At 47.6% G+C, this 13,722-nt stretch carries 10 protein-coding genes; 7 read left to right on the forward strand and 3 right to left on the reverse strand.

All coding sequences use genetic code 11. From position 1 onward, the window contains the following. Together aspS and DXZ20_RS13480 are read left to right on the forward strand one after the other, a co-directional pair. Positions 1-1,170 (forward strand): aspartate--tRNA ligase (gene aspS, locus DXZ20_RS13475; protein WP_163703489.1); only part of this gene is annotated, 1,170 nt, incomplete at its 5' end. A 150-nt stretch (positions 1,171-1,320) separates the two neighbouring features. Then, positions 1,321-1,638 (forward strand): DUF6464 family protein, encoded by a 318-nt coding sequence (locus DXZ20_RS13480; protein WP_284681674.1) that lies wholly within the window; start codon positions 1,321-1,323, stop codon positions 1,636-1,638. A gap of 46 nt (positions 1,639-1,684) precedes the next feature. On the opposite strand, the gene pyrG is transcribed toward DXZ20_RS13480, so the two are convergent. Beyond that, positions 1,685-3,373, reverse strand: coding sequence for a CTP synthase (gene pyrG, locus DXZ20_RS13485; protein WP_163698690.1), 1,689 nt, complete (start codon positions 3,371-3,373; stop codon positions 1,685-1,687). Between the two features lie 315 nt (positions 3,374-3,688). Between pyrG and DXZ20_RS13490 the strand changes: the two genes are divergently transcribed. Beyond that, the gene (locus DXZ20_RS13490) at positions 3,689-5,455 is read left to right on the forward strand and encodes an N-acetylmuramoyl-L-alanine amidase family protein (protein WP_163698692.1); all 1,767 of its coding nucleotides are present in this window, start codon (positions 3,689-3,691) and stop codon (positions 5,453-5,455) included. 60 nt (positions 5,456-5,515) lie between these two features. On the opposite strand, the gene DXZ20_RS13495 is transcribed toward DXZ20_RS13490, so the two are convergent. After that, positions 5,516-6,403, reverse strand: a complete 888-nt coding sequence (locus DXZ20_RS13495) for an aldo/keto reductase (protein ID WP_163698694.1) — start codon at positions 6,401-6,403, stop codon at positions 5,516-5,518. A gap of 247 nt (positions 6,404-6,650) precedes the next feature. On the opposite strand from DXZ20_RS13495, the gene DXZ20_RS13500 reads away from it, so the two are divergent. The 4 genes from DXZ20_RS13500 (at position 6,651) to DXZ20_RS13515 (ending at position 11,112) form a co-directional block, all read left to right on the forward strand. Next, complete coding sequence (locus DXZ20_RS13500; RefSeq protein ID WP_163663414.1) at positions 6,651-7,574, forward strand: LysR family transcriptional regulator; 924 nt, start codon at positions 6,651-6,653, stop codon at positions 7,572-7,574. A 207-nt stretch (positions 7,575-7,781) separates the two neighbouring features. Beyond that, positions 7,782-8,711 (forward strand): helix-turn-helix domain-containing protein, encoded by a 930-nt coding sequence (locus DXZ20_RS13505; protein WP_163698696.1) that lies wholly within the window; start codon positions 7,782-7,784, stop codon positions 8,709-8,711. A 115-nt stretch (positions 8,712-8,826) separates the two neighbouring features. Beyond that, positions 8,827-9,318, forward strand: a complete 492-nt coding sequence (locus DXZ20_RS13510; RefSeq protein WP_250564903.1) for a DUF4079 domain-containing protein — start codon at positions 8,827-8,829, stop codon at positions 9,316-9,318. A 183-nt stretch (positions 9,319-9,501) separates the two neighbouring features. After that, positions 9,502-11,112 (forward strand): flavin monoamine oxidase family protein, encoded by a 1,611-nt coding sequence (locus DXZ20_RS13515; RefSeq protein ID WP_163698698.1) that lies wholly within the window; start codon positions 9,502-9,504, stop codon positions 11,110-11,112. Between the two features lie 191 nt (positions 11,113-11,303). On the opposite strand, the gene DXZ20_RS13520 is transcribed toward DXZ20_RS13515, so the two are convergent. Continuing rightward, positions 11,304-13,721 carry a tetratricopeptide repeat protein gene (locus DXZ20_RS13520; RefSeq protein ID WP_163698700.1) on the reverse strand — a complete coding sequence of 806 codons (2,418 nt, stop codon included), beginning with the start codon at positions 13,719-13,721 and terminating at the stop codon, positions 11,304-11,306. Position 13,722 lies beyond the last annotated feature (1 nt).

Raw genomic sequence — 13,722 nt, forward strand, 5'->3', positions numbered from 1 at the left:
GCAGGCCTGGATCGCTACTACCAGATTGCTCGCTGTTTTCGCGATGAAGACCTGCGCGCCGACCGCCAGCCAGAATTTACTCAGCTGGATATGGAAATGAGCTTTATGGATCAAGAGGAGATCCTGGCGCTCAATGAAAGTTTAGTGGCCCATATTTTCAAGGTTGTTAAGGGCATCGACCTGCCACTGCCGTTCCCCCGCATGACCTATGTCGAGGCGATGGATCGCTACGGTAGCGATAAGCCGGACACTCGCTACGGACTGGAGCTGGTTTCAGTCTCTGACATTGTTAAAGACTCTGGATTTAAGGTGTTTTCCGGCGCTGTCAAGTCTGGCGGTCAGGTAAAAGTACTACCGATTCCTGGTGGTAATGATGCCATTTCGAATGTGCGCATTAAGCCCGGCGGTGATGTGTTTAAGGTGGCCACTGATGCGGGTGCTAAAGGATTGGCCTACATTCGTGTTCGCGAAGGTGGGGAAATCGACACCATTGGAGCCATTAAGGACAACCTCAGTGATGAGCAAAAGCAAACGCTGCTAGAGCGCACCGGTGCTGAGGCTGGCCACCTGCTGCTATTTGGTGCCGGCCCCACAGCCACAGTTAATGCCGCCCTGGATAAAGTCCGTCAGGCCATTGCCGCCGAGCTAGATCTGATTGATCACGACAAGCTCAACTTCCTCTGGGTGACAGACTTCCCCATGTTTGAGTGGAACGCTGATGAAAATCGCTATGAGGCATTACACCACCCATTTACAGCGCCCAATCCTGAGGATATTGATGACCTAACAACGGCTAGAGCCGTGGCCTATGACCTGGTGCTCAACGGCTATGAGATTGGCGGTGGCAGTCTCCGTATCTATCAACCCGATGTACAGGCTAAAGTATTTTCCACCATTGGCCTCAGCGATGAAGAAGCCCGCGAAAAGTTTGGCTTCTTTATGGATGCCTTTGATTTTGGTGCACCGCCCCACGGTGGCATTGCCTACGGTTTAGACCGATTGGTGATGCTCATGGCAGAGGAAACGTCGATTCGCGATGCGATCGCATTCCCAAAAACCCAACAAGCCCGCTGTCTGTTGACCCAGGCACCATCCAAAGTAGATGAGCGTCAGCTCAAGGAATTGCAGGTGAAGTCAACCTATAAGCCAAAGGAAAAGGAAGAAAAATAGGGAAAATGAATGTTGGGTCGTGTTTATGTCGTGTTTATCGTGACCCAACATTCACTCTCCTCCCTTCACCCCCTCTTCCACAAATCTACATCCGCCGCTCCAACAACCTGCGCTACGATCAGAGAAATTACCCTCAAATAATCGCTCTGTATGGTCGTAGTGGTATTTTTGATTCTGATAGGCCTACTGCCACCAGCTCTATCAGTTTGGGCAACGTATCGAGCCGAACGACGAGTCATTGAACGATTTGACTTTGCCATAGAATCAGCCCAATACCCCTCAGTTCACCCGTGGCGACGACGAGATCCAGATGAGCATTATATCGACGGCATTGGCTTGGTGATTGGTGATATCACCTGTCAGCTCAATGCCCGTTCTCCCCATATTCGCTGTGCCGTTAATCCCATGGGGCCATGTGAAGGTTGCCGCTCCTATGAAGGACGTACTTATGAACCCATGGCCCGATGAACCAACGGCCTAGGGACCGTTCATTGAACAGCTATCACCCAAGGCACTAAGCCACCGGATCGGCAATGGATTGGGTCCATGCTTCTGGTTCTGACATCGCTGGTGCAGGCGCTATCTCATCCATGGCAGAGGGATTGCCAGAGCGCTTTGCGGCGGCTTTGATCATGCCTAAGAAAAGTGGGTGAGGGGCATTGGGTCGGGATTGAAATTCGGGGTGGAACTGACTGGCAATAAAGAAAGGATGGTCGGGCAGTTCGACAATCTCCACTAAACGTCCGTCGGGGGAGGTGCCGCTAACCACATAGCCTGTTTCTAAAAACAGATTGCGGTAGGCATTATTAAACTCGTAACGGTGGCGATGACGTTCGTAAATGACTGGCTGGTCGTACAGCTGACTGGCGAGGGTACCTGGCTCTAAACGACAGGCATACAAACCTAAGCGCATGGTGCCCCCTAAGTCCACCACATCCTGTTGCTCCGGTAGGAGGTTAATGACTGGGTTTTCACTTTCAGGATCAATTTCAGCACTATTGGCTTCAGATAGCTTAGCTACATTGCGAGCCCATTCCACCACCACACATTGCATCCCTAGGCATAAACCTAAGAAGGGAATGCCCTGTTCTTTGATGTATTCAATGGTGCGAATTTTGCCATCGATGCCACGACTGCCAAAGCCCCCCGGTACCACAATGCCGTGAACACCTTCTAGATAGTCAGCCGGATCGTTCGCTTCAATGTCTTCTGAGCTGATCCAGCGGATACTCACTTCAGCATGGATTGCGATCGCAGCATGCCTCAAAGCTTCTACCACCGACAGATAGGCATCGTTCAAGCTGACATACTTACCAACAATGGCAATATCCAAGGTTTGGGTAGGCGTGTATAGCCGCTCCACCAGGGTGGACCACTTGTCTAAGGCGGGGATGCGATCCTCTAAATTAAGCAAGCGAATAGCCTGTTCTGCCAAGCCTTCCTGCTCCATCAGCAGAGGCACTTCATAGATGCTGGGGGCATCATTTGCCGCAATCACACAGGCCTCGGGCACATCGCAAAAGTCCGACACCTTAGCCTTGATGTGCTCGGGAATCGGCTGGGCACAGCGACACACCAAAATATCTGGCTGCAAACCAATGGACCGTAGTTCTTTAACCGAGTGTTGGGTGGGCTTGGTTTTAATTTCTCCTGCCGCCGGGATATAAGGAATCAGCGTCACATGCATGTAGATAACATTTTCGCGCCCCACATCTTTACGGAATTGGCGAATGGCTTCTAAAAATGGCAGCCCCTCAATGTCGCCTACGGTGCCACCAATCTCCACGATCACTACATCGGGGTTGCGGTTTTGAGCAACCCGACGAATCCGCTCTTTGATTTCATTGGTAACGTGGGGGATCACCTGCACAGTGCGTCCATTGTATTCACCCCGCCGCTCTTTATTGATGACTGCTTGGTAAATCGAACCGGTGGTGACACTATTGAGACGCGACATAGAGGTATCGGTAAATCGCTCATAGTGACCCAGGTCCAGATCCGTTTCGGCACCATCTTCCGTCACAAACACTTCTCCGTGCTGAAACGGACTCATGGTGCCAGGATCAACGTTAATGTAGGGATCCAACTTGAGGATAGACACCGAATAGTCGCGGGACTTGAGCAAACGGCCTAAACTAGCCGCGACAATGCCTTTACCAATACTGGAAACGACACCACCCGTGACAAACACAAACTTAGTCATAATGCGATCGCAAAGCGGAGATTGGATAATTATGCAAACCCAAAACAACCAGGTTTCAATTTAAAAACCAGGCCGTTAAAAGTTGGATGCAGTGGACCCCGTTAATTGTGCCATAGCCTCAGAGGGCCAGATTATTCCCTCGATGGGAGAGAAATACCTGGTTTTACCCCTGAGCAATCAGAATGAGTTTGACCCGTTAGTTGATTAAAACGTAACACTCTCTTTCTATTCGTCCTTACATCTAGTCGTAAAACCTATAGGGGGAGCAACAGCCGCTATAATTTCGCCCGTGGGTTGAATAGAGGGTAAATCACCATGGCAAATCGTTGGAAAACATTGGCGGGGGCATTAGTACCCGCATTAACATGCCAGCTTGCAATTGTTCACCCAGCCATGGCTGAATTATTTGTTGCCTATCCACCGTCCACTCACACTACCGTATCAGATCGAATTTTCTTTATTGGCACCGGTGCCCCTGACAGTGATGTTTTAATTAACGGCACCCCTATCACCGACCGCAGCTCAGCCGGACATTTTGCCCCCACAGTCCCCTTAGCCATCGGTCAGAACCAATTCACCATTACCCAAGGCAGTGAAAGCATCACGTTTAACATTACCCGTGATTCCTTAGAGCCTCCTCAGATCAATGGCATTGCCTTTGCAGAAAATACATTAGAGCCTAGCCGCAGTATTGCTCGTCAGCCAGGAGAATTGGTTTGTTTTGAAGCCGTTGCTCCACCTCAAGCCCAAGTCGCCGTTAATTTAGCCGGTCAGAGCATCGCTCTTAGGGTTCAGCCTGGCAGCTTTGAGCTACCTCCCAACTATGCTGTACTAACTGAACAAACTGAGCCCTATGCACTCAATGCTGCGCAGTATGGCGGCTGTGCCACCTTTAATCAACCGGGAAGCTTTGGCACCCCCGAATTTCAGCTCACCCTCAATGGGCAAACAATCACCCAGGCGGGTAGTGGCTCCATAGAGATTCTCTCTCCCACCTCTTTTCAAGTGGCAGAAGTTACCGTAGAGTCTGGCATTGCTCGCACTGGCCCCAGCACCGATTATTCTCGTCTAACACCACTTCCCCAAGGCACCAGCGCTACTGTTACCGGTCGTGAAGGGGATTGGGTGCGTCTAGATTACGGCGCTTGGATTCGGGCATCAGAAGTCTCAATTTCTCCTAGCCCTATACCGGTAACAACAACCATTCGCGGCATCAGATCCCGTCAAGTAGCAGACTGGACTGAGGTCATCTTTCCGCTACAGGTGCCAGTGCCCATGACGGTGGAACAAGACATCAACAGTCTGACCCTGATTTTACACAACACGGTGCCCCAAACGGATACTATCTTTTTCTCTGACAACCCGGTGGTGGAACGGATGGACTGGCAGCCCATTTTGCCAGATAAGGCTTCCTATACATTCCATTTTAAGACCGATCAACAGTGGGGGTATAAACTGCGTTATGAAGGAACAAATCTGATTCTCTCGCTCAAACATCCGCCCGCCATTGATGCCACTGTCGCACCACTACAGGGCACAACAATATTGCTCGATCCTGGCCATGGCAGCAGTGAAGATCTGGGTGCCCGTGGCCCCAATGGGTATCCCGAGAAAGATGTTGCACTATTAATCTCTAAGTTAGTAAGAGATGAACTAGAGGTGTTGGGCGCTGAGGTTGTGATGGTGCGTGAAGGCGACGATGATTTGTTTCCACGCGATCGAGTTGCTGTGATTGAGGCAACAGAGCCCACCATGGCGCTAAGCCTTCATTACAACGCACTGCCTGATAATGGTGATGCCCTCAATACAGCAGGCATTGGCGCATTTTGGTATCACCCCCAGGCCCATGATCTGGCATTATTTTTGCACAACTACTTAGTAGAGACGTTAGATCGCCCAGCCTACGGTGTCTATTGGAATAATTTAGCTCTCACAAGACCCAGCGTGACACCGAGTGTCTTACTAGAGCTGGGCTTTATGATTAATCCCTATGAGTTTGAGTGGATTGTTAATCCAGAATCACAACAGCAACTCGCTAAAGCGTTAGCGAATGGAGTCGCTGAGTGGGTAGTCAATCAATGAGGAGGATAAGGGTTACGGTGATGTTGATGATGCAGTACCTGAATTTTGATTTAAACATTATTATCCAAGGTTGTTTAGCTGCTGAAACTCTGACTGTGAGAGACTAATCGTTGCGCTGGCTAAGTTCTCTTTGAGATGGGCAATCGACGTTGTTCCTGGAATCAGCAAAATATTGGAGGCCCGATGCAACAGCCAAGTCAAGGCAATCTGTGTCGGGCTCATATTATGGGCGTTGGCGATTTCACGTAGAGTTCCCTCAGCATCCACTAAGGGAGAACCAGGTCTGAGTGGATGGGCGGCCAGGGGACCGTAGGCAATGAAGGCAATCTGATGGGCAGTGCAATAGTTGAGGATATCTTCGTGGGTGCGATCGAGCAGGCTATAGCGATTTTGTACTGAGGTAATAGGTGCGATCGCTTCAGCTTCCTTGAGCTGAGCCAGGGTGACATTTGAGACACCAATATGGCGAATTTTACCTTCCTGTTGTAGCTCGGCAAGCGTCTGAATCGATTCGGCAAAAGGCACTTTGGGGTCAGGGCGGTGCAGCTGATAAAGGTCAATACGCTCCAGATTGAGCCGTCGTAAACTGCCCTCAACACCTTGCCGCAAACTCTCTGGTCTACCATCTGCTTGAATATTGTCAGGTGCAGGCTTATTGATCCCTCCCTTGGTAGCAATGACTAAACCCGCAGGGTAGGGATAAAAGGCATCAGCGATAATTTCTTCGTTATGACCAGGGCCATAGGCCTCAGCCGTGTCGATCAAGTTAACTCCACGGTCTACAGCGTGGTGCAGCAATTGTTTACCGCCTTCCCAATCTGCATAGGGGCCAAAGTTACCGGGCTGTCCAGTCAGGCGCATGGCCCCGTAACCTAAGCGGTTGATAGGGAGATCACCACCAAGTAAAAAGTTCAGAGGGTTAGAAGTGGAAAAGAAGGGAGACTCCATGGGTTTAAGACTAATAGCTTTAAAGTTTATGTTGACGAGGTTGCCTATCTTTTTAGAAATAGGTTGTTCTGTTCCTGTTTAGGGGATGATTTTGCGATCGCGAGGATCCTGAAATAGTTATAAAAACATCTCCTCACCATCTACAACAGAATGAAATCCAACTACATCATGTTGATAAATTCACTATGACAGGATCAACTGATATTGTGTAGACGATTAACAAAAATAGCTGTTATTCATTTTATGCATGAGCAAATCCCTTGATCGCCTGACTCTTCTGGATACCTTTGTACGCATTGCCGATGCAGGCAGCATCAGTGCGGCTGCCCGCGATTTGGGGCTGTCGCAGCCCTCTGTCAGTCGCCAGTTGGCAGAGTTAGAGACTCGTTTCAAAACTCAACTCATGCACCGGACGACCCATAGCCTGTCGTTAACTGTGGCCGGAACTGAACTGCTCGCCGATGCTCGTCAGTTGCTAGACAGCTGGGAAGCCCTTGAAGAAAGACATCTTGACGCCCAAACCACCCCCCGAGGCAAAATTAGCGTGGTTGCTCCCATCGCCCTGGGACAAAACCAACTACTGGATAGCATGCTGAGATTCCAGCAACAACACCCTCAGATTTCGCTAGTTTGGCAATTGCAAGATAGTAATATTCGCTTTGCCGAAGTTGGCTGTGACTGTTGGATTAAAATCGGCCCTGTCCCTGACGACTCCCTAAAAGTTGAGGCACTCGGGCAGGTAGAGCGTATGATTGTTGCCTCGCCTCAGCTATTGGCAAACTATGGCTCAATCAATAAACCGCAGGCATTGGGGCAGCTTCCCTTTGTTGTGCTGACGCCCTTTGAAGGCGATCGCATTCCTTTGTCGAATGCCAAAGGAATGCAGGTTTTAGTGACTCCTTTTGCCCAAATGACCACCAACAGCATCATCGCCCTGCACAAAGCTACTCTTGCGGGCATGGGTGCATCAGTCTTGCCTCGCTGGTTTATTGAAGAAGACTTGGCTGATCAGCGTTTGGTGGATATTCTGCCGCAATGGCGTGCACCAAGGCTCACCATTCACGTGGCCACCTTACCAGGGCGTTACCAACCTCAACGTTTGCGACGCTTCCTCGAATGTTTGAGGATCGAAATCGGCAAAATTCCTGGCATTCAGAAACCCGATCGCTAAGGGAGCACTGGGTGATTGTGCGTTTAGTACATCAGTAATTTGATTTAAGACCCATGGTTCTTTTTCAGCGCAAAGGTTAATGTACAATCATTGCGCTTGAGAAAAGATTGTAAGAGCCAACAACACTAATGCTCTTGCGTGGTATAGATTGATAAATCCTAATCGCAATGCTTATATTATCTTAATAGTCTTTGATAAGCTGACGCTGTGAAACAAGCCCCTTTTGGAACTAAGAAACAGTCCTCAAGCAGCGCGATAACGATTGACTTCACTAGAGATAGCGAGATTTTACAGGTTTTTCCCTCTGGCTCGCTCCTTTCAAGCCAACCAAAACAATGGCATGGGGTTAACCTAAGCTACTATCAACATCGTCCCCATGAACTTCCTGAAACTGTCTCCAATCAGCATTTGGTTTTAGTTCACCTAGAGACTCCAACCTGGGCTGAACAGAGGTTAGATACCCAGTTTCAGGAAGTTCACTTTCAGGTCGGCGACATTCTCATTATTCCAGCCCAGATGCCCCACTATGCTTGCTGGGATACAGAGCATCGCTATCTGATTCTTAGTCTTGAACCAACCGCATTTCTCAGTGCGGTGCAATTAACGGGAAGCTGGGATAGCGCTGAACTAGTGCCCCATTTCGCAACAGCTGACCCGTTAATTCATGGAATAGGATTAGCCCTAAAAGCCGAGCTTGAGTCAAGTGGCTTAGGGGGGCAGCTTTATGCAGACTCCCTCTGTACCGCGCTGCTTAATCACTTAATTCGCCATTACACTGCACAAAAACCAATACTCCCAGCTCAAGCAGGTGGACTGCCAAGCTATCGATTGCGGCAGGTGCTCGAATACATTGATGCCTATCTGGATCGCAAACTGTCTTTAGCTGATCTTGCGGCTGTCGCTCAAATGAGTCCAAGCTACTTCACTCAGCTCTTCAAAGCATCGACTGGATTCACACCGCATCAATATGTGATTCAGCATCGAGTTAAGCGGGCGAGGCAACTTCTCGTTGAAGGGAAGCTACCAATCGCAGAAGTTGCTCTCCAGGTCGGCTTCGCCCATCAAAGTCATCTCAACCGCCACTTTAAGCGATGGTTTGGAGTCACGCCAAAGACGTTTCTTAAACATCTTCTGTAAGAACGTGCTAAAAATCGGAGAAATTGGCAAGAAACCAAGAGTGAACCATATGCATACTGTAAATGCTCGGGCAATGGTGGGTTTGACAGATTAAGCTTAAATATTTGGTTCAGAAATGAATGGCTTACAGTTTGGAGGCTCACTTCCAGAAGTGATGAAGTATTGGCTTTATGCAATTCATCCAGCCTGGATGTGGGTTGTGTTCGTCTTGACGATTTACGCACTTTACTTAGGATTGCAATCTCATCGTGCTCGCAAAGCGACTGGAGAAACAAAGAAAACCTTAGTTAAACAAAAGTTTCCTCAAAGACACTATCAAAGCGCAGCATTACTTTTAGCTCTTATGACAACAGGAAGTATCGGTGTTTTAGGAATTGAATATCTTAATAGTGGCAAATTATATGTCGTCCCTCATACCATCGTCGGGCTTGTCATGACAGTTTTGATGGCTAATGCCGCAGCCCTAGCTCCCTTTATGCAAAAAGGAAAAGAGTGGGCACGTCAAATTCATATGGCTTTTGCATTCTCAATTACAGGTCTGTTTGGCTGGCAGCTTATTACGGGATTTGAAGTCATTTTAGAGATTATTGGTGAGTATAAGCCATAGAGGTCAGATGGTTTCTCTGTCTAAAAGGAACTAAGTCGATTAATGACTTTCAAGGGTGAAAAAACTCAATCAACACTATATTCATCAGCCTTTACAGAAACCTATCTGTGCGATCGCTAACCCTTTCACCAATAGCGACTCGTCTCTCATTTTGCTTTGGCAAGCCACTTTGGATAACTACAAATGAATCAAGATAGTCGATTTTTTTTTAACGTCAACTCCTTATCCCAAATTAATCGTCGTTGGCTTTTGCGGGGTGTTGCTGCTTTAAGTGGTGCAGCTTTCACATCTCGTTTTATTCACACAAGAGAGCTATTACATGCAAAGGCCTCTAAAACAGAAATCAAGTCTACGAATTTGCTGAACGAATTAGATGCTACTCCTAATCCTAGTCAACCTTTGAAGGTAATAATTTTGGGGGCAGGAATGGCAGGACTTTGTGCAGCTTACGAGCTAGAAAAGCGGGGACATTCATGTGTCATTCTAGAGGCGGAATGCAGTCATATTGGAGGACGAGTTCGTACCCTGCGCTTTGGGAACGGCTTGTATGGCGAAGTTGGCGCATCGCAAATCGCTAAGAGTCATAATCTGACCCACCATTATGTGAATGAGTGTGAGTTACAACTCCGTCCATCGGTAACAGTCAATCCTGAGGCATACTACTATTTGCGTAACCAACGTATACGGGCGAAGAATTCAGAACAGTTGAGCAGTCTTTATAATCTGACTGGTTCGGAGAGAGGATTGACGCCGGATGATGTTTTAGGAACCGTCATTGGAAGTCGTCTTTCTCAATTGAACGAACAGGAGAAAGCTGAGATCTTTGCGCAGCAGATTCAAAATCCAGCCATTCGCGAGATGGATCAGCAGTCCATGCTTCAGTGGTGTAAAGCGTCTGGTTTTTCAGACAATGCCATTGAAATGATGGCGGCGGCAAATGGTTTTTTGGGCGGTTTGATGTATTGTTCAGCGCTTAGTTTTGTCCGGGTAGGCGCAAATTATGGCGAAATGGAAGAAATCGTGGGTGGTAGCGATCGCTTCCCAACTGCTTTGGCAGACAAACTCAAATCGAAACCGAGAATGGGTTGTGAAGTCATTAGCCTAGAGCGAGATGATTCAGCGTCCAAGGCGGCAGCTGTTTATGTAGAAGAAAATAGCATCAAGAGAGAAGTCGGAGACTTTGTTCTTTGTACGATTCCCTTCCCTGTTTTATCTAGGCTGGACAATCCCTTTTCTGCCGCTAAGCATCGGGCTATTCGGGAGTTTTCCTATGTTTCTGCTACGAAGGTATTCGCTGTAACGAATCGCCGTTTTTGGGAAATAGAGGATGGGATATACGGAGGGAGTACGTCGAGCGATTTACCCATCTCTACAGTCCAGTATCCTTCAGATAATGCACAGGCCAAAACTCCTACCATCTCAGCTGCTCCATCTGTTTTGCTAGCATCCTACACAACAGGTAATCTAGCCCGTCATTTAGCGCACTTACCTGAGCAGGAGCGCCATAGAATCGTTCAGCAGAATCTCGCAAAGATTCATCCTCAGGTTAATCAAAATCAAACAATCCAGAGTATGAAAAGTTGGAGTTGGGACAATCACCGTTGGAGCTTAGGAGCTTGGTCTTTGATCAGGCCCTATCAGCAATTGAGTCTGTACGAACATGGGATTGTTCCAGAAGGGCGCATTCATTTTGCGGGGGAACATACATCAACCAATCAAGGTTGGATGCAAAGTGCGCTGGAATCATCGCTAAGGGCTGTTCAGGAAATATTGGTAGAAGCTAACAAAGCGTAATAACATTCCACCCATTAGGCACTTTTGTTGCCCAACGGTAAAATTGAGCGGTATGAGGCCATTTTATAACGAAGCCTGACGCTTTAGCCTTCACATCCGCTCCAACGCAAAGTCAGGCACGTAAAGCTCTGTGATTGCTGGGTTTCATTCTTCAACCCAGCCCACGAAGCTGTTTTCTGAGCAAGTTGCCATTAATTTGGGCCAAACTTAGGTAGTTCAGTTTGTTGGATTAATGCACTTGCCATCTCAACTGCCTCGGCAACACTCCTTAAAACTGTAGCTTTGTTACCTGGATCTTGGATAGAGTTAGCTTCAGTGAGTACTTGCTGTAGCAATGCCGTGACGACTTGGTTCTCGGCAAGCTTTCCACTAACCCGTGCAAAGCTATCTAAGAACAAAGCTTTTGCATCAGAGTCCATCGACATGTCCAAAGTGAGCGACTGTTGTAAAACTGCTTTAGCCATCTCAAAATCTTTGATTTTTCCGTATGACAATGCAATACTCCTCAAGACCCAAGCTCTAGTAACAAAATTCGGGATGAGTTCAGTTTTGGTAAGTACCTCCTGTAAAATCTCTTCAGTGGCTTGAGATCCGGAGAAACGATCTGATATCCCTGCGACTATAGTCAAAACCAAAGCTTCAGCACCTGGTTCTGGAATGGAATTATCCGTAGCGGTAGCTCGCTGTAGAATTGCTTTAGCGACTTGAGTATCGGAGAGTTGCCAAGGCGTTATAGCGATTAACAGTAAGATTCTCGTTTGCTCTGTCGAATCTTGAATCGAGTCAATCGTAGCGACTGTCTGAAGTAGAAGCTTTTCGACAGCTTGAGTATCAGCAAGCTGTCCATAGGCTTCGACAATGCCAATTAGGATTCTGGCTCTAGTATCCGGGGCAGGAATATCGTTAGCTGCCGTGACTGCCTGTTGCAGGATATCTTGCACTAATTGTAAGTCGCCGAACTCGCTGTGTGCTTTGGCAATATCAGTTAAGGCCCAAGCTTTAACACTCACCTCCTGGATGGAGCTAACTGTAGTGAGTACCTGTTGTAAAATATTTTGAGTGATCTGAGAATCAATAAGTTTTCCAGATGCCTTGGCAATGCTGATTAAGATTACAGCCTGGTCATAAGATTCCGGGATTGAGTTAGCTGCCGTGACTATTTGTTGTAGAATCTCTTTGGCAGTTTGCGGGTCAGAGAACTCTCCAGACACCTCAGCAATGCTGCCTAGGACTATCGCCTGGTCACGAGACTCTGGAATTGAGTTAGCTGCGGCAAGCGTTTGTTGTAGAATCTCTTTGGTAGCTTGTGGTACAGAAAGTTGGCCACTGGCCTCTGCTACTCTCTTCAAAAATCTAGCTTGGGCATTTAAGTCTTGAATTGAGCTAGCTGTCGTAATTGCTTGTTGTAAAACCTCTTTAGCGGCTTGTGGATCAGCAAGCTGATTGTAGATTTGGGCAATATCCAACAATGCCTCAGCTCTAGTTCTTGAGGCTGGAATTGAGCTAACCGTTGTGAGTATATGCTGGAGAGCTGCCTGACCTGCTTTCGGATTAGAGAACTGGCCAGATAATTCTGTAATGCCTTCCAAAGCACTTGTACGTCTTCTACTCCTCTTATCCCAGTCTGAAACAGCGTTAAGAATGGCAAGTATCTGTTGTAAAACTTCCTGGGTAGCTTGATCATTAGACAGTTGACTATAGACTTTTGCAATTTTGCTTAAGACCCAAGCTCTAGCATCTGCATCTGAGATAAGGCTAGCTTCGGCAGCGATCTGTTGAAATAGCGCTTGAGCAGTCTGAGTGTCGGGAATTTGGCCAGATGCTTTTACAATTTTACTTAAGACTGGAATTCTCTCTTTTTCTGGCCTTGTGCTAACCGTGATCAGCATTTGCTGCAATAGCTCTTGTGCCTTTGGAGAGTCGGAAAGTTTACCATAGGTTTCTGCAACCTTAATCAAGAACAAAACTTTCTCTTCTTCTGGGATTGAGTCAGCTAAGGTGAGTGTTTGTTCCAGAATCTCCTTAGCCATTTGAGGTTTAGGGATTTGTCCGTAGGCTTCTGCCAGCCTAAGTAAGGTGCGTGCTTTTTCATCTGGCTTGGTAATGGAGTTAGTTGCAGCGAATACGTCCCCTAAGACTTCTTCCGTTATGAGAGGTTCAGAAAGTTCGCTGGCTACATATGTAATCTGTCTAAGAACGTTCCCCTTAGCTTCATCTGGAACTGAGTTAGCTACAGTAATTGCCTGCTGTAATACCTCTTTAGCTACTTGAGCATCAGGGAAAAGTTTGGATGTACGTACAACTTGCCACAAAATTGTAGGTTTTTCAGTTGAAACTGGGATTGAGTCAGCTGCCGTAAGGGTTTGTTGTAGCAGATCTGCAAAGTCTTGCTCCCAATTGATAAGAGGTGAATCCACCAACTGAACAGTGAAATTTGATTCCGCCGTTTCTAGGCGTTGAGACAGTGATGATGGTTCATCCTGGTGTTGAGTGAGTGCCCAACTACTTTCCAAAAATCTACTCCCAACTAAGCCTAATGCGATCGCAAGTCCTAGTAGAGATTGCCTAACCCAAGTTCCTGTGGACCTCCCCTGCTGTTTGTAATTCATG

It is taken from the genome of Adonisia turfae CCMR0081, from assembly GCF_011009555.1.
Classification (GTDB): Bacteria; Cyanobacteriota; Cyanobacteriia; order Phormidesmidales; family Phormidesmidaceae; genus Leptothoe; species Leptothoe turfae.